The 17,496-nt window shown below is 49.3% G+C and carries 15 protein-coding genes and 1 pseudogene; 8 read left to right on the forward strand and 8 right to left on the reverse strand.

All coding sequences use genetic code 11. The features are described 5' to 3' along the window. Nucleotides 1-3 precede the first annotated feature (3 nt). On the reverse strand, nt 4-711 hold the full coding sequence (locus CRN95_RS05340) for an MBL fold metallo-hydrolase (RefSeq protein WP_088631128.1): 708 nt from the start codon (nt 709-711) through the stop codon (nt 4-6). A gap of 87 nt (nt 712-798) precedes the next feature. After that, nucleotides 799-1,674: a hypothetical protein gene (locus CRN95_RS05345; RefSeq protein WP_088631127.1), complete on the reverse strand. Its 876-nt coding sequence runs from the start codon at nt 1,672-1,674 to the stop codon at nt 799-801. Between the two features lie 210 nt (nt 1,675-1,884). Here CRN95_RS05345 and pflA point away from each other — a divergent pair, with 210 nt between their 5' ends. Beyond that, nucleotides 1,885-2,664, forward strand: coding sequence for a pyruvate formate-lyase-activating protein (pflA, locus tag CRN95_RS05350; RefSeq protein ID WP_088631126.1), 780 nt, complete (start codon nt 1,885-1,887; stop codon nt 2,662-2,664). 382 nt (nt 2,665-3,046) lie between these two features. On the opposite strand, the gene CRN95_RS05355 is transcribed toward pflA, so the two are convergent. Next, nucleotides 3,047-4,249 (reverse strand): type II secretion system F family protein, encoded by a 1,203-nt coding sequence (locus CRN95_RS05355; protein WP_088631125.1) that lies wholly within the window; start codon nt 4,247-4,249, stop codon nt 3,047-3,049. Nucleotides 4,250-4,252: 3 nt separating this feature from the next. Then, nucleotides 4,253-5,320 (reverse strand): type IV pilus twitching motility protein PilT, encoded by a 1,068-nt coding sequence (locus CRN95_RS05360; RefSeq protein ID WP_088631124.1) that lies wholly within the window; start codon nt 5,318-5,320, stop codon nt 4,253-4,255. A 51-nt stretch (nt 5,321-5,371) separates the two neighbouring features. Here CRN95_RS05360 and CRN95_RS05365 point away from each other — a divergent pair, with 51 nt between their 5' ends. Then, a complete protein-coding gene (locus CRN95_RS05365) occupies nt 5,372-5,890 on the forward strand; it encodes a TlpA disulfide reductase family protein (RefSeq protein WP_088631123.1) in 519 nt (172 codons plus the stop codon). A gap of 111 nt (nt 5,891-6,001) precedes the next feature. On the opposite strand, the gene epmA is transcribed toward CRN95_RS05365, so the two are convergent. Together epmA and CRN95_RS05375 are read right to left on the reverse strand one after the other, a co-directional pair. Continuing rightward, a complete protein-coding gene (gene epmA / locus CRN95_RS05370; protein ID WP_085491281.1) occupies nt 6,002-6,973 on the reverse strand; it encodes an EF-P lysine aminoacylase EpmA in 972 nt (323 codons plus the stop codon). Further along, the gene (locus CRN95_RS05375) at nt 6,973-8,349 is read right to left on the reverse strand and encodes an FISUMP domain-containing protein (protein ID WP_097020271.1); all 1,377 of its coding nucleotides are present in this window, start codon (nt 8,347-8,349) and stop codon (nt 6,973-6,975) included. Before CRN95_RS05375 ends, epmA begins: the two co-directional genes overlap by 1 nt. A gap of 239 nt (nt 8,350-8,588) precedes the next feature. Here CRN95_RS05375 and CRN95_RS05380 point away from each other — a divergent pair, with 239 nt between their 5' ends. The 3 genes from CRN95_RS05380 to CRN95_RS05390 are packed head-to-tail and all read left to right on the forward strand — an operon-like array spanning nt 8,589 to nt 12,468. Beyond that, the gene (locus CRN95_RS05380; protein WP_088631121.1) at nt 8,589-9,812 is read left to right on the forward strand and encodes an aminotransferase class V-fold PLP-dependent enzyme; all 1,224 of its coding nucleotides are present in this window, start codon (nt 8,589-8,591) and stop codon (nt 9,810-9,812) included. Between the two features lie 25 nt (nt 9,813-9,837). Then, nucleotides 9,838-10,671 (forward strand): ThiF family adenylyltransferase, encoded by an 834-nt coding sequence (locus tag CRN95_RS05385; RefSeq protein WP_088631120.1) that lies wholly within the window; start codon nt 9,838-9,840, stop codon nt 10,669-10,671. Between the two features lie 60 nt (nt 10,672-10,731). Further along, complete coding sequence (locus CRN95_RS05390; protein ID WP_088631119.1) at nt 10,732-12,468, forward strand: AAA family ATPase; 1,737 nt, start codon at nt 10,732-10,734, stop codon at nt 12,466-12,468. A 25-nt stretch (nt 12,469-12,493) separates the two neighbouring features. On the opposite strand, the gene CRN95_RS05395 is transcribed toward CRN95_RS05390, so the two are convergent. Next, the gene (locus CRN95_RS05395; protein ID WP_088631193.1) at nt 12,494-13,015 is read right to left on the reverse strand and encodes a phospholipase D-like domain-containing protein; all 522 of its coding nucleotides are present in this window, start codon (nt 13,013-13,015) and stop codon (nt 12,494-12,496) included. A 409-nt stretch (nt 13,016-13,424) separates the two neighbouring features. On the opposite strand from CRN95_RS05395, the gene CRN95_RS05400 reads away from it, so the two are divergent. From CRN95_RS05400 to mnmA, 3 genes are all read left to right on the forward strand, one after another. Next, on the forward strand, nt 13,425-14,711 hold the full coding sequence (locus CRN95_RS05400; RefSeq protein ID WP_014545806.1) for an O-acetylhomoserine aminocarboxypropyltransferase/cysteine synthase family protein: 1,287 nt from the start codon (nt 13,425-13,427) through the stop codon (nt 14,709-14,711). 25 nt (nt 14,712-14,736) lie between these two features. Next, a complete protein-coding gene (gene cysK, locus CRN95_RS05405) occupies nt 14,737-15,669 on the forward strand; it encodes a cysteine synthase A (RefSeq protein ID WP_088631118.1) in 933 nt (310 codons plus the stop codon). Nucleotides 15,670-15,886: 217 nt separating this feature from the next. Then, nucleotides 15,887-16,987, forward strand: a complete 1,101-nt coding sequence (mnmA, locus tag CRN95_RS05410) for a tRNA 2-thiouridine(34) synthase MnmA (protein WP_097020272.1) — start codon at nt 15,887-15,889, stop codon at nt 16,985-16,987. A gap of 135 nt (nt 16,988-17,122) precedes the next feature. On the opposite strand, the pseudogene CRN95_RS05415 reads toward mnmA, so the two are convergent. Beyond that, nucleotides 17,123-17,496: pseudogene (locus CRN95_RS05415) on the reverse strand (hypothetical protein); the annotation flags it as partial.

A 17,496-nucleotide genomic window follows, 5' to 3' on the forward strand; every position in this document is an offset into this window, starting at 1 on the left:
AAATCATGCCACGATGTAATTCTCGTTCTTTTGGCGGCGGGCAAGCACTGATTCCAAGAACTGGATGACAGAGCTTTTATCGCGCACAAGGCCGCGCTTGTGGCTTAAGCAAAAGCGCGATGCAGTAAGCGACTTGAGCATCTTGATTTGTTGTTCGAGAATCTGCACATTGTACACGTCAGGTTCTCCATGCCCTACCATCGGATATGTCGCATCGCCCAAGAAAACGAAGTCATCTACAATAAGCGCAAGCGAGCCTTTCGCATGGCTATTCGGAATGGGCAAAATTTCGATATGCACGACATCGTCAAACGAAAGTGGTGAAGACACTGTAATCTTTTCGTGACCAGCAATTTCGCCAACGACTTTTGAGGCATGCGAACCAACATAAAGCGTATCAAAATCTAGTGAAACCTCGCCATTGCAATGCCGAACGACATTCAGCAAATGGTCCCGATGAAAATGCGAAATTACGATGTTCTTTTTGAGCGGAACAGTGGCATTTTTGATGCACTCGCTAGTATCAAGATGCGTCGAGCTCTCGGAACTGCGCGGCAACGCGTTTATAAAATCAACAGCCTCGTCGCAGGCACCCACATCAAAAATCCACCACGCAGAATCGCCACGCACAGCAACAACATCCGCGCTCAGCGGCTCATACGACATTTGCAAATACCGGATTCTATCTGTCAGTTTCACGATTTTCGTCATCGAAAGCCAAAGATAGAATTTTCCTCCGATTCTCTGTTCTCATAAACAATAGCGTAAACACAATTCTCAAAAAAAATAATTACGACCTTATTCCGCACTGACCGCACGCGAATACGGAGCATCAACAACACGAGCTATTGTATCGCCATCGGCCAAACTTTCTTTGGTCGTATAAGAAATACACGGCCACAACTTTAAATCCGAATTTTGTGAACTTTTGCAATACGCATCGGCTACACCCGTGATGATTACTTTATTTATTTGAACTTTCTTCTCCCCTCTTTTGCACATACTGCAAACGACAACCGTATATGAATTCTCTCTATAAATCGAATCCAGCACGGCCACATTTTCTTTAACATCATCATTTACCGCAACCATTTCTGTTGTCGTTTTCAGGTCTTGTACAGTGATTAGGCCATCTTTAAAGAGCCCATTTCCGTCAGTTGAAATATATAAGTTGTTTCTATTATTTCGTACAACACGGCCTTCAAAAAGACGCTTGAAATTAAATGTGTATCCAGATATTTTTGAGTCTTCGTGCTCAGAAAACTGCCATTCTTCATCAACAGAAACAAGCATATACTTATCCGCATACTTGCTAGGCATAATGGTTTTCAATATCCCATTGGCGCACTGTTTTCGATTTGATTCCAATTCAGAAAGATCAACTTGCACACCTTCCTTTTCAAACAAAATTTCATTTTCATCGGTACTTAGAACGCGTACATCATACTTTTCACTCAAGAGTGTTTTCATTTCATTAAAAGTTTCATTACCAGATTCAATGACCGCAATGTTCGATGAAGCAACCCGCGCTGAATTCAAATAATTTTGAGCATCATCACTAAGCACAATCGAAGACTTATCAGCAGCACCTGCCGAAGACGCAAGTGCGTCAGGACCGCTTGAACACGCAGCAAACAAGCCTGCTGCAACCAAAATTTGCAAATAATGTTTCATTATGTTTTCTTCCAAAATATTTTATACACCATAAAATCTAAAAAGAATCGCAAAATAAAAAAGATATTTTCTCCGGAAAAATTACGGATTTACCAACCATACGCAACGCATTTTCCATCGTTTTGTATTATATAGAACATCTTTCGCTTTTTACAGAACACCGCAAAAAATTCCACGCAAAACGAAAACGCAATTTTTTATTTTTGCATCATGACTCTCGGAAGAATCAATAAGCTTGAAACGTTCGGATCGGTCGATGGACCGGGAATTCGATTTGTCGTCTTTACGCAGGGCTGCCCCATGCGCTGCAAGTTCTGCCACAACCCGGAAACATGGGATTTCGGGACGAAAAGTGCAAACGGAACACCGAATGGATCGTTTGAAATAAGCGCCGAAGACTTGCTGAAAAAAGCCGTACGCTACAAGCCCTACTGGGGAACCGATGGCGGCATCACCGTAAGCGGCGGCGAACCTCTTGCACAAATCGACTTCATGATTGAATTCTTCGAAGCGGCAAAAGCGTCGGGAGTCCACACGTGCGTCGACACAAGCGGCATCACGTTCAGGCCCACTGGCGAACCTTTCGCGAAATTTGAACGTTTGATGAAATCCACTGACCTCTTGCTCGTGGACATCAAGCACATCGATGCAGACGAGCACAAGGAACTCACAGGCCACGGCAACGAAAACATCATCGAATTTTTCCGTTACCTCGACCGCATCCAAAAGCCCATCTGGATCCGCCACGTGCTCGTGCCTGGCATTAGCGATAACGACGAAGCCCTCACGCGCACCCGCGACTTCATCCGCACATTAAGCAACGTCAAGCGCGTCGAAGTCCTCCCCTACCACGCATTCGCCCTCAGCAAGTACCAAGAACTTGAAATCGACTACGCGCTCAAGGACACGCAAACGCCCACCGCCGAACGCGTCAAAAACGCCAACGAAATCCTCGAAACCGCAAAATACACAGGCTGGATGAAAAAGTAGGCAGTAGGCGATAGGAAGTAGGAAGGGATTGTTATACGAGAAGGTGATCCCGGCACAAGGCCGGGATGACAGCGCAAAAAAGGAGATGCCCGCTCGGAGGCGGGCATGACAAAGTAAAAAGACGAGGCGCGCAGCCTCGTCTTTATATTTAATTCGAGATTTCGTCTAAAGCCTAGCGAGAGCAGGAATCAACTTCGCGTAGCGTACCCACACATTCCAGCAAGGGATAAGAAACAAGTAAGACGAGGTATCAAACCTCGTCTTTTAAATTTATTTGAGATTTTGCCTAAAGCCTAGCGAGAGCAGGAATCAGCTTCGCGTAGCGTATTGTTATACGTGAGCGAAGCTGTGACGAACTATCGCGACGGCTTTCGGCGAAAGATCAGCCTTTAATGGCGTCGCCCATGCTAAACATCGGCATATACATTGCAATTAGGAGGCCACCGACGGCGCCGCCCAAGAACACGATGATCAACGGTTCAATCATACTCACAACGGCATCGACTGCGGCGTCCACTTCTTCGTCGTAGAAGTCCGCGAGTTTCAAAAGCATACCGCCCAAGTTACCGGTCTTTTCACCGACGCCTGTCATCTGGATCACCATGGGCGGGAAAATACCCACTTCTTCCATCGGCTCGGCAATTGACTTACCGCCTGCAATACCAATCGATATCTTATAAATTGCCTTTTCAACGACTTTATTACCAGCGGTTGTCGCAACGACCTTCAAGGCATCCATCACAGACACACCAGCATTCAAAAGCGTTCCGAGCGTTCGAGCAAAGCCAGCCGTCGCAGACTTAATCTGCAAATCGCCTAGCTTTGGCACCTTTAGCGTAAACTTGTCCATTGCAAATTGCGCTTGCGGTATTCGCATTATCATCTTGTAGGCAAAAATGACAATGATAAGCCCGATGAACATGAACGCACCATTATTGCGTATAAAGTCAGAAATATTCATCACGACTTGCGTCGGGGCCGGGAGTTCAGCGTCAAGAGCGGCGAACTGTTCAGCGAACGTCGGCACCACGAACGTCATAAGAGCAATCACAACGACAATACCCACGATAATAACCATGATCGGGTACGTCAAAGCTTTTTTCACCTTACGTTTGAGGCGCTGGTTGTTTTCGAGCGTTTCTGCCAGACGAGCCAAAATGCCTTCGAGAATACCACCCGCTTCACCGGCGGCCACCATGTTGCAATACAAGGAGTCAAAGACCTTCGGATGCTGAGCCAAAGCATCGGCAAGCGAAGAACCGCCGTTAATTGACTGCGTGAGTTTATGCACAACGCTCTTGAGTTCCGGGTTTTCGCACTGCGCTTCGAGAATGTTCAAGCACTGAAGCATCGGAAGACCTGCCGAGCACATAGACGAGAACATACGCGTAAAACGAGTGATGTCTTCGGTCTTGATGCCGGAACCAATCTTAATCTTGATTTCGGTCGGCTTCTTTTTGAGGCTCGTGATAACCAAGCGACGACGGAGCAAGAGAGCTTCGGCTTCGGCCTTGTCCTTTGCTTCGAGCGTTCCTTCAAAGCTGTTGCCCTGCGAGTTTTGGGCCTTGTACAAAAATTCTGCCATCGATTACACCCCTTCCTTTACGAACAACTGTTCCAACTGATCCGGGCTCGACGAACGGGCAAGTGCATCAAAGCGGTCGACCTTGTGGTTCTTGACAAGATCGCACAAGCACATGTTCATCGTATTCATGCCGAACTTCTGACCGATTTCAATCATGGATTCAATCTGGTGCACCTTGTCATCGCGGATCAAAGCACGGATACCCGGCGTCACGTTCATGACTTCGTACGCCATCACGCGGCCACCGCCAATCTTTGGCAAAAGGGTCTGGCAGATGACGCCTTGGAGCACAAACGAGAGCTGCGTACGCACGGTCTGCTGTTCACCCTTCGGGAAGGCGTCGACCACACGGTTAATCGTCTGTACGCAAGAGTTTGTATGAAGCGTAGCAAAAGTCAAGTGACCCGTTTCGGCAATCGTAAGTGCCGAGCGGATTGTTTCCAAGTCACGCATTTCGCCGATAAGCACCACGTCCGGGTCCTGACGGAGAGCCATCTTGAGGGCCTGGGCAAAGCTGTGCGTATCGCTACCAACTTCGCGCTGGTTGATCATGCAACCCTGATGCTTATGCAAAAATTCGATCGGGTCTTCGACCGTCAAAATGTGGTCGTGACGTTCCTTGTTAATCTTGTCGATCATGGCAGCCAAGGTCGTGGACTTACCAGAACCGGTAGCACCCGTCACCAGCACAAGGCCAGAGGGGCGGGTCGTAAATTCGGCCATAATCTTCGGAAGGCCAAGATCCTTGAACGTCTTGATATCAAGAGGAATAATACGGAGGGCAAGCGCCACGCAGCCACGCTGCAGGTAGGCGTTCGCACGGAAACGCGCAAGATTTGCAATACCGAATGAAAAGTCGCATTCCTTTTGCTGTTCAAAAGTCTTTTTCTGGGCTTCATTCATCAAGCTGTAAGTCATACGCATGGTTTCGTCGGGCTTAAGCTTGTTTTCCCCGATGGGGGTAAGCTTGCCGGAAAGACGAATAAGAGGGGGGGCGCCGGCCGTAATATGCAAGTCGGACGCCCCACGTTTGACCATTTCTGCTAAAAGATCTTGAATGTTATATGCCATGCTCTAGAATATAATTTAAAAAGCCCAAAAATTTCATAAATTCTTTATGCAATGCGTTCATCCACTTATAAAATACTCGCATGGGTAGGGGCAATTATTTTCCTCGGTTTCGCGTTTTATGCGATCGAGGCGAAGTCCCGCTACAAACTGAACTTCCCAGAGACTGTCGTAAACTTCGCGGCAGACGATGTAACGGGAGGTAAATCGGACTACGCAAGCGAGAAGGGGACGGCAACACTTATTGTTTTGACCGCCTCCTGGTGCCCATCGTGCCGAGCGGAGCTCCCCATTCTCAAGCAGTTCAACGAAGAATTCGGCCCGAAGGGCCTTAAGATTTTGATGATTGACGAGGACGATTCCAAGAAGGTCGCCCGCAAGTACAAGAAGAGTATGGATATTCCGTGGACGATGCTCCACTGGAACTACGACGCGCTCAAGGCGCTGGGGAACCCAGGTGTGATTCCCGTAAGTTTTGTAGTCGACAAGGACGACAAGATCCAGCACGTCGATGTCGGAGTGCTCAACGAACTGAGAGTCCGACACGAGCTAAAGCGACTGCTGGGACAGTAATACGAGATGGCGACCCCGTCCCCATTCGCGGATCATGACCACATAAGAACTAAAGTTCTAAGTGGTCAAAGAAAATAAATCCGGGGTGACAAGCCAGGTGGCAACCAAGCGTTAAGCAATGGGGCTTGGGAAGAGGATCACGTCAGCGATTTTTTCTTTGCCGAGGGCGAGCATGAACAGGCGGTCGAGCCCAAGAGCCACACCAGAGCAAGCAGGCATTCCCGATTCAAGAGCAGCAAGGAATCGTTCGTCGATAGGCGGTAAGGGCTTGTTCATCCCCTTGCGGATTTCCAAATCAGCATAGAAACGGCGACGCTGCTCCACAGGATCCGTAAGCTCCGTGTAACCATTGCAAAGTTCCACTTGGTTCACAAAAAGCTCAAAGCGGCGAGCCCACGTATAGCCCTCAGCATCCACGTAAGTCTGCGCCAAAGCAGCCTGCGACGGCGGGTAATCCAAGATGAACTCGGGACCGTTACTAGCGAGTGCAGGTTCCACGAGGAAGACCATGAGATAGTCCCACCAGTCTTCGCGCGTGAGCGTTTCGCTCTTTTCGGGCACAGGAATCTCGCGAGCGCGGCAAGCATCCGCAAAGTCTGTAAGCTTTTCGCAAAACGGATTTACGCCAGCGTAATTTTTGAACGCATCAATCCAGCGGGTGCGGCGGGCATTTAGTTTGGTCCCAATAATTTCACTCACGAGGTCTTCGACTTCGTCCATGAGTTTGTCCTGAATCATACCCACGCGGTACCATTCCACCATCGAGAACTCGTTGTTGTGGTGGCCGCCAAATTCATCCTTGCGGAACGACTTTGTAATCTGGAAGATATCACCGAACTTTGCAGCAAGCAAACGCTTCATGTGAAATTCCGGGCTCGTCATCATGAACCGCTTCGGGTCTTCGATTTCAAAGTAATCGAGCTGCGGGTCCGTTCCGCCGTATGCAGAAAGCACAGGCGTCTCGACTTCGAGCGCATTACGACGAACAAAGAAATCACGGACACGGGCCATCAGCGCCTGGCGCTTGACCCAAGTTTCACGCGTGCAAGTGGGCGCAAACGCGCCCGAGTTCAAATTTTCCATTACTCAGCTCCGGCTACACAACGGACCGCAAGATAGAAACTCGGGTCCACGGAGATGGAGCCGACATCCTTATCGGAGCTGAACATTGTGCGAGCCTTGCCACGAGAATCCTCTTCGGAATTGGCTGTCCAGAAGTAGGCGCCATCGCCCATCGTCGTGCAGACGCCGGTCTTGTTGGCGTAGCCACCGAACATGGCCGTGAATGCATAATCGTCACTGCCATTGCTCTTGAGTTTGAGTGCAGCTTCGCGAGAACCGCCCGCATATTCTTCAAGCTTTTTCCAATCCGCATCCGTGGCGAGATGGTAGCCTGCCGGGCAAGCCTTCTTGGCGGCTTCTTGCGTGTAAAGGCGGCCAAACGTTTTGCAGTTCGCATCATCACGGTCGTAGCAAATCGAGCCATCCGGATCGTTGTAGTTCAAGTTCTCGACAAACCAGTCCACACCGCCAATTTCCTTGACCTTGTAAACTTGTTTGTCACGCTTGTCCACAAAATTCTTGAACACCGGGCAACGAGTACTAAAACCTGCTTCAGAGAGAATCGGATCGACCTTGCCCTTCCAAGCCGTGCAGAAGCGGAACAACTGACCGCCCGGGAGCGAAGAGCCCTTATGCTTGGCGGCCCAGGTCTTCACGTAATGGAGACCCGTCACAGCGGTATCGGGAATCGAGAGCACCTTGGCATACTTGCCAGCGAGTGCGGCATACGTACCGGCAACAGACATCGGAGCCTTCCAGAAGCCATCAGAAAGACCTTCGCGCAAGCTTGCAAAAACCGGAGACGGCTTGTAGACCTTAATCGTCTTGTCCACCATCTGTTCAGGTTTCGTCTTGCAGTTCACATCGTGGTCAATGGCCATCAATGAATTTGCATCCACCTTGCACTGGGCAATGCACTTTGTTCGTGCAGCACCTTTCTTGGGGCACGGTTTCCAGACCGTGGTATCGACACTCACGAGCGACTGTTTTCCAAAAGCCTTCGTCTTCGTTGCCGCCTTAGCCACCTCGTCAAGCGTCTTGAGAGCCTTTGCACTCCCCTTTTCGCCATCGGCGAGCAAATACTTGATGACACCCGAGCAGGCATTCGCGGCATTCGCCATCGAGCACACCTTCGGACCAAAGCCATACGCAAACTGGGACGGGCAAGCGGCAAACGCTTCATCCGGCATCTGCTTAAAATGCTTGCCATAAATGTTCGTTGCATTCTTTGCCGACATCTTGCCGCAATAGATTTCTTCGAGCTCGCCGGAATTGACAATCTTTTTCACCTTTTTCCAGTTGTTGGAATCAACGGCCTTGCGGAGCGCTTCCTGGGCAAAACTACCCTGTGCCAAAATTGCAGAACAAACCAAACTTGCTATAAAAAGATTCTTCATCTAAACCTCTTTTAAAACTTAACTGGATCCTTCGCTTTCGCTCAGGATGACAGTTCCAATATCAAAATGACAATTCCTAAGTCAGGATGACATTCCTGAGTCGGGATAACGACATGAATAGTTTTAATATATAACGAATTATAAACAATCCCTAACGAATAATCAAAAAAAATCTTGAACCCTAATAATATTTTACTTGAATTTGACTCCACCTATAGAGGATTTCTATCTTTGGGGCCATGAACGCAGAAGTCTTACGCAATGAATTCCCGATGTTGGTCGCTGGCGACAAAGAATCAAAGCCGCTCGCCTTTTTGGACAGCACCGCCACGACCCAGAAGCCCGCAAGCGTCATCGACGCGATGGACGATTTTTACCGCGAGCACTACAGCTCCGTGAAGCGCGGGGTTTACCGCCTCAGCGCACGCACCACAGAAGCCTTTGAAAAGACCCGCAAAGACGTTGCGAAGTTCATCAACGCAAAATCCGAAGACGAAATCGTCTTTACTCGCGGCACCACCGAAAGCATCAATCTCGTTGCCTGGAGCTATGGACGCAAGTTCTTCGAAGCAGGCGATGAAATTATCATCAGCGGATTGGAACACCACGCCAACATTGTGAGCTGGCAGCTCGTCGCCGAAATGAAGGGCGCAAAGATCAAGGTCATTCCCGTCCGCGATGACGGCGATTTGGACTTGAGCAAGCTCCCCGAGCTCCTCACGCCGCGCACCAAAATGGTCGCCGTTACCCACGTGAGTAATTCCGTTGGCACCGTGAACCCAATTGCAGAAATCATTGCGACCGTTCGCAAGCTCGCCCCGCAAGCAAAAGTTTTGATAGACGCCGCCCAGAGCTCTAGCCACATCAAGATTGACGTGCAGAAGCTCGACTGCGATTTTCTCGCATTCAGCGGCCACAAGATGTACGGCCCGACTGGCATCGGCGTTCTTTACGGCAAGTACGACGTGCTCGACAGCATGCCACCTTGGCATGGCGGTGGCGAAATGATCAAGAACGTCACGTTTGAAAAGACGACTTACGCCAACGTTCCAGCACGCTTTGAAGCAGGCACGCCCGCCATTGCCGAAGTCATCGGCCTCGGGAAAGCCATTGAATGGCTGAACAACGTCGGCCTTGACAACATCCGCAAGCACGAAGAACAAATTACGCAGTACGCTCTGAAGCAGCTCGCCGAAATCCCGCAAGTGAAAGTCCTCGGCAACCCGAAGGAACGTGGCGCGCTCATCAGCATTACGTTAGACGGAATTGCCGTCGGTGATGCAGCCATGATTCTCGACGAAGAAAACGTCGCCGTGCGTAGCGGGCACCATTGCGCACAACCGGTGATGGACCGCTTTGGCGTAGATGCCACGCTCCGCCTGAGCTTTGGCGTTTACACGCTCGAACGCGACATCGACCGCTTTGTTGCCGGCATCAAGCGCGTCGTCCGTCTGTTCGCCTAAATTCCGCCAGTTTTGCAGGATTCTCATGGGAATTGAAAAAGGCATTTTCAACCGCACATCGCTCCTTCTCGGAGACGATGTTATGGACTGTATCTACCAAAAACGCGTCATCATTTTTGGACTCGGCGGAGTCGGCAGCTGGTGTGCCGAAAGCCTTGTCCGTTCCGGCATCAAGGAACTCGTGCTCGTCGATTCTGACCGCGTGTGCGTCACCAACGTAAACCGCCAGCTGATGGCCACCACCAAAACCGTGGGCCAAGTCAAAGTCGAAGTGCTTAAAAACCGCTTGTTAGAAATCAATCCGCACGCAAACGTCATCGCACTGCAGGACATCTACGAAGAAGCGAATACGGACAAGTTCCAGCTAGACACATTCGATTACATCATCGACGCTATCGACAGCCTCGAAAACAAGATGCAGTTGCTTTGGCACGCCACGCACACCAAGGCAACCGTATTCTCGTCGATGGGAGCCGCCCTCAAGATGGACCCCACAAAAATCAAGGTCGCCGAATTCTGGAAGGTTACAGGTTGTCCGCTCGCACGCGCACTTCGCGACAAGTTCAAGCGAAAAAAATTGTGGCTCAAGAAAAAAGTACTTTGCGTTTATAGCGACGAACTCTTGAAAAATCGCGGTCAAAATTCTTCTTGCGGAACCGCCGCCTGCATGTGTCCTAAAATCCGCCAAGAACGCAGCGAAGCGGAACTCAAGAACGCCGAACTTGTCGATCACGAATGGTGTAGCAGCAAGGCTCAAATCAACGGCACCATGGCACATGCCACGGCCATTTTCGGCTTTATGATTGCAGGTCTTGTGATGAACGACATTTATCAGAAGGCGTTAACGCAAGCTGAGTAATTTAACTTGCTCTTGACTTTTTTAACTTAATAAGTTAAATTAAAGTTAAAAGGAGAGAGCATGAGCATCGGCGGAATTACATTTAAGACCATCAACGGCAAGCGTTACGCTTACTATCAATGGACCGAAAACGGCAAGCAGCACAGTCGCCGTGTCAAGGATGATGAATTTGCGGAACTCGCTGCAAAAATTGCAACAGAAAAAACGAAAAAGAACTCGTCAAAAAACATTCAGCAACTGATGGTCGCTGAAAATATAGCACCATATTCAGCAAAACCCGATTTCAAAACCGACATAAAAATCGGAGCACAACTCATCCGTTTTTTTGAACCCGTCATGAAATGGAAAAAGCGCGAATGTTTCGGCGCGCTCCACGATTACATTTACGGAGAAAACAACGACCGAGTTCTCATCCTATACGGGCTACGTCGCACAGGCAAAACGACGCTCATCCGCCAACTAATTGGCGAAATGTCTGCCGACATGCAACAGAAAACGGCGTTTATCCAGCTGAGCTCTAGACATTCGCTCGCCGACGTCAACCACGACCTGAAACAATTAGAATTGCTTGGTTTTCGTTACGTATTCATTGACGAAGTGACATTGCTAAACGATTTCATCGAAGGTGCCGCATTATTCTCCGATATTTTCGCCGCCGGCGGCATGAAAGTGGTTTTATCCGGGACTGATTCTTTGGGATTTGTTTTTTCTGAAGACGAGCAACTTTACGACCGTTGCATTTTATTGCACACAACATTCATCCCCTATCGTGAATTTGAAAACGTTCTTGGAATTGAAGGTATTGATAAATTTATCGAGTTCGGCGGAACGATGAGCATGGGCGGGAGCAACTACAACACAGACAAGTTTACTTTCGCTACACAAAAAAGTGCAAACGATTACGTGGATTCGGCCATCGCACGAAACATTCAACATTCCCTCAAATGCTACCAGCACGAAGGGCATTTCCGCGCATTGCAAGATCTATACAATGCGGGCGAATTGACGAGCGCCATCAACCGCATCGTAGAAGATGTCAACCACAGATTTACCATAGATGTACTGACTAAAAAATTCAAGTCAAACGATTTAAGAATATCGGCATCGAATCTGCGTCGCGACAGAAACAAGCCTACCGACATTCTCGACCACATCGATATCAACGCTTTTACAAAACAACTAAAACATCTTTTGCTCATCAAGGACAAAGCAGAACAATCTGTAGAAATCAGCGAACCACACCGCATAGAAATCAAGGAATATCTTGACTTACTCGATTTGACTTGCGACATCGATATTGTCAACATGTCCAACCTGAACGAGCACCGTACACGTACAGTTCTTTCGCAACCAGGACTCCGTTACGCCCAAGCATCAGCACTCATCAAGAGCCTTTTGCTAGACGAGACATTCAAACAAGTTCCGATTACTGAGCGTATGGCAATCGAGAAACGAATTCTCGATGAAATCCGTGGACGCATGATGGAAGAAATCGTACTCCTGGAAACCAAAATTGCAAAACCCACAAAGCAAGTTTTCCAATTGCAGTTTGCCATCGGCGAATTCGACATGGTGGTATTCGACCCACAAAATGCCTGTTCCGAAATCTACGAAATCAAGCATAGTGACAAAATTGCTAAAGAGCAATGCCGCCACTTGCTTGATCCCAAGAAATGTGCCGAAACAGAATTCCGCTACGGGAAAATCTTAAGCAAGAACGTCATCTACCGCGGAGCAAAAGACCGCTTTGGCGATATTAATTATTTGAATGTAGAAGAGTATTTGAAAGGGCTTTAGCGAAGCGATATTAATGTCGCCTGAGCTATTTTATCCTATCGCTGCAGAATTCTTGACGACCACATTTTTCGCAGTGGGCGCCCATCCAAAGCGTGTCAAATTGTTCGATGGCAGGTTCGACGATTTCCGGGTCGTTCGTGAGGATTCCCGCTTCGAAGTTGCGACGGAGGGAACTTTTCATGCCGATGCCAGCGCCTGTCAAGTTTGCGGAGCCGATGTAGGCGGTTTCTAGATCGAAAATCATCATCTTGAAATGGACTCGCGGACACATGACGCGTTCAAGGTCGGTTGCAAGAATTTTATAGCGGTCAAAATCTTCGCGGAAGTTCGGGCCGGGTTCCTTGGCGTGAATGAGCCGCACGCCCACACCGCGTTTGAGGAGTCCTGCGAGTTGTCCGAGCAACGGTATTGATTCGCCGTTCTGTTTCACATAAACATCCTTGATGTCGGCGGTGCCAATCCAGAGCGTTTCGCGGACTGTCGCGATACGGGAAATGACTTCGGAATAGTGTTCTTCGTTTTGGATGTACTTGGTAAACGTAGGCATAACGGAAATATACAATGAAAAAAGCGCACGTTTTCGGCCTAAAATCCCCTATTTGCCACTCGTTATTACCAAAATTACGGTCTTGTTATAGCTTTTATTTATAGACAAGCAACTTTTCTAGAAAATTTTTATAATTTACCCTACTTTCCTATTGGGCTAGTAGGGTTTTGTTTTTAAATTATGCACATCAAACGAACGAGGCACCCCGAAAGGGAAAAGCCTGGAGGATTTCGCTATGCGATGTCGAATGTGTAACCAAGCTGAAGGCAGGCGGGCCTAATACCGCCAAAATTTAACGCTCAGGATTGAGCAAAACTATTAACTATCGCGTCGCCCGACGCCAACAGTAACAAAACGTTCGGGCGAACGCGAAAATTTCGCGCCAAGCGCACAAAAGGATTTAAATAATATGACGACTCAGAATAAGCTCCATTTCGAAACTCTTCAGCTCCACGTTGGTCAGGAACAGGCAGACCCGGCAACCGATTCCCGCGCAGTTCCTATATACCAGACCACCTCTTACGTATTCCACAGCGCTCAGCACGCTTCTGACCGTTTCCATCTGAAGGATGCAGGCAACATTTACGGCCGCCTCACCAATACCACGCAGGACGTTTTTGAAAAGCGCATCGCTGCTCTCGAAGGCGGTATCGCAGGTCTCGCAGTCGCTTCCGGTGCAGCAGCTCTTACTTATGCCATCACGGCTCTCGCTCGCAAGGGTGACCACGTGGTCGCACAGCGCTCCATTTACGGTGGCACCTACAACCTCTTGGAACATACGCTTTCCAAGTTCGGCATTGAAACGACTTTCGTCGACATCCACAACCTCAAGGAAGTCGAAAACTCTATCAAGTCCAACACCAAGCTCATCTTCATTGAAACGCTCGGCAACCCGAATTCCGACATCCCGGATATCGAAGCCATCTCCGAACTCGCTCACAAGAACAAGATTCCGGTTGTTATCGACAACACCTTCGGTACTCCGTACTTGATTCGTCCGCTCGAACACGGTGCTGATATCGTCGTGCATTCAGCAACGAAGTTCATCGGCGGTCACGGTACGACTCTCGGCGGCGTGATTGTTGACGGTGGCAAGTTTGATTGGGCTGCATCTGGCAAGTTCCCGCAGTTCACCGAAACGAACCCGAGCTACGGTGTGCCTTTCACCGCAGCAGCTGGCGCTGCAGCTTACATCGTTTACATCCGCGCCATTCTTCTCCGCGACGAAGGTGCAGCAATTTCCCCGTTCAATGCATTCCTTCTCTTGCAGGGCACTGAAACGCTTTCGCTCCGCCTTGACCGTCACGTGGAAAACACCAAGAAGGTTCTCGAATTCCTCTCGAAGCACCCGAAGGTTGCAAAGGTCAACCACCCGAGCTTTGCAGATCATCCGCAGCACGCTCTCTACCAGAAGTACTTCCCGAACGGTGCAGGTTCCATCTTCACATTCGATGTGAAGGGCGGCCAGGCAGAAGCCTTCAAGTTCATCGACGGGCTCAAGATTTTCAGCTTGCTCGCTAACGTTGCCGACGTGAAGAGCCTCGTTGTTCACCCGTATACAACGACCCACTCGGAACTCACTCCGGCTGAACTTGCCGAAGCTGGTATCTCTCCTGCAACGATCCGTCTCTCTATCGGTACGGAACACTACGAAGACATCATCAACGACCTCGCACAGGCTCTTGACCAGATTTAATTACAAATAACAAAAGGATTCTACCATGTCAAAAATTTACGCATCTGCTGACCAACTTATCGGTCATACCCCGCTCCTCGAACTTTCCCACATCGAAAAGGAAAACAATCTCCAGGCTAAGATCGTGGCAAAGCTTGAATATTTCAACCCGGCTGGATCTGTCAAGGATCGTATTGCTAAGGCAATGATTGACGATGCCGAAGCTTCAGGCAAGCTTAAGCCGGGTTCCGTGATTATCGAACCGACTTCTGGTAACACTGGTATCGGTCTCGCTTCCGTCGCAGCAGCTCGCGGCTACCGCATCATCATCGTGATGCCGGAAACCATGAGTGTTGAACGTCGCCAGCTCATCAAGGCCTACGGTGCAGAAATCGTTCTCACCGAAGGTGCTAAGGGCATGAAGGGTGCAATCGCTCGCGCAACAGAACTCTCTCAGGAAATTCCGAACAGCTTTATCCCGGGTCAGTTCGTGAACCCGGCAAACCCGGCCGCCCACAAGGCAACGACGGGTCCGGAAATTTGGGAAGACACGGATGGCAAGGTTGACATTTTCGTCGCAGGCGTAGGTACTGGTGGAACGGTCACGGGTGTCGGTGAATACCTCAAGTCCCAAAATCCGAATGTGAAGGTTGTCGCAGTTGAACCGGAATCTTCTCCGGTGCTTTCCAAGGGCACGGCTGGTCCGCACAAGATCCAGGGTATTGGCGCAGGCTTTGTTCCGGATACTTTGAACACCTCCGTCTATGACGAAGTGCTCCCGGTCAAGAACGAAGACGCATTCGCCGCAGGGAAGGCAATTGCCAAGGCTGAAGGTATCCTCGTCGGTATCTCTTCTGGAGCAGCCCTCCACGCCGCAGTCGAACTTGCAAAGCGTCCGGAAAACAAGGGCAAAACGATTGTCGCACTCCTCCCGGATAGCGGAGACCGTTACCTCTCCACTCCGCTCTTCGCTGACTAAGTGTTAGATAAAATTTGTTCGGTAAGTGCTTCGCGGTTCCATTCGCCTCGCAGTAGAAACCGAAAAAAAATTAAGATGATTCATTATTGAGTGAAAAACGCTAGAAGGTTCCATTCGCCTCCCTAGCGTTTATTTGTGTTTTATACCTCATCTGTAGTCGTGCTATTCTAAAAGTTTTTTCGAGATGCGCGCCGGGTGAATTACAAAAGGCAACAAGATGTCTGAAAAAAAGCGTGTCGCTGTTGGATTGTCGGGCGGTGTAGATTCCGCCCTTTCGGCGTATTTACTGAAAAAGCAAGGTTACGAAGTTGTCGGCATGACGATGGCGACGTGGGACGGCTCCGTGAAAATGCCCGCAGTCGAAGGTCGCGAAGGCTGTTACGGTCCGAGCGAAGACAAGAATATCGAAGAGGCAAAGCTCGTTGCCGAACGTCTCGGGATTCCGCATTACGTTGTTCCGGTTGCCGAAGATTACAAGCGTGAAGTTCTCGACTATTTCCGTGCGGAATACCGCGCAGGGCGAACGCCGAATCCGTGCGTCCGTTGCAATCAGAGCATCAAGTTTGGAGCGCTACAGCATGCGGCACGCAAGCTCGGGATTGATTTCGATTACTTTGCGACGGGGCATTACGCGCGACTCGATTTCAAGAATCCTGATGTTCCGTTCTTGTACGAAGCACTGGACGAGCATAAAGACCAGACGTACTTTTTATCGAGACTCTCGGCAGAGCAACTTTCCACTGTGATTTTCCCGCTCGGCGGAATGCAGAAAGCAGACGTGAAAGCGCTCGCCAAGGAAATCGGCTGGGACGATTTTGCAACAAAGCGCGAAAGCCAGGACTTTATCGAGTGCGGCGATTACTCGGTGCTATTTGACGAGAGCGATAACGTTCCCGGAGATTTTATCGATGTGAACGGAAAGGTTCTCGGGAAGCACAAGGGCATTGTGCATTACACGATCGGGCAACGTAAGGGGCTCAACATCGGCGGGCAAGCGGAACCGCTTTACGTTGTGGCGATTGATGCACACCACAATCAGGTGATTTTAGGTCCGCGAAGCGCATTGAGCTGTACCGAAGTTTCTGCCGTTGACTTAAACCTGATGGTTTCGGAGACATCCCCACTTTTGAAGGAGCCGCTCACGGCACACATTCGCCTTGGGCATAAAGGCGCAACGGCAAGAATTACTGCTTTGGACACTGCAGCCGGCACAATCAGCGTGAAATTTGACGAGCCGCAATTTGCATCGGCACCGGGTCAAGTGCTAGTGCTCTACGCAGACAAAGGCGTGGTCGCGAGCGCGATCATCGGGAAGTAAAGGGCGGGAAACGCCCTTTTTATTTCCCTCGAATTTGTTCTTCTGTAAGATTGAAGCGTCGAACAAGAATCTCCATAGGAACATTGTCTTTGTACAGCTCTTGAGCTGTACGGAGCTTTTCTTCTTCGGCTTTTTTCAACTTATCTCGTTCATCGGCAAGTTTTCTTCGAGTTTTTCTTCGAATTTTTCTTCAAGCTGTTGACGTTCCTTGTCAAACTTTTCCGCCATTTGCTGACGCTCTTCTGCCAATTGCTGGCGGAAATAGTCACCTATGCTTACGAAACCGTATTTCTGTCCGACGCTTACGAACGCCATGTTCAGCTCCTTTAGGAAGTCTTTACCTAAATACTCCATTAAATATATACTTGTTTTTTCAAGCAGGCAAGACGCCTCGTTTCGCGGCATTTTATCCAAGAATTTACAGAACTGAGGCAACAGTTCCAGCAGCTTGTCTTTGTTGAACGCATGCTTTAGCGCGATTATCCCCATGCCGGTTGCAGTATTTTCGC

Source organism: Fibrobacter sp. UWB16 (assembly GCF_900215325.1).
Taxonomy (GTDB): Bacteria; Fibrobacterota; Fibrobacteria; order Fibrobacterales; family Fibrobacteraceae; genus Fibrobacter.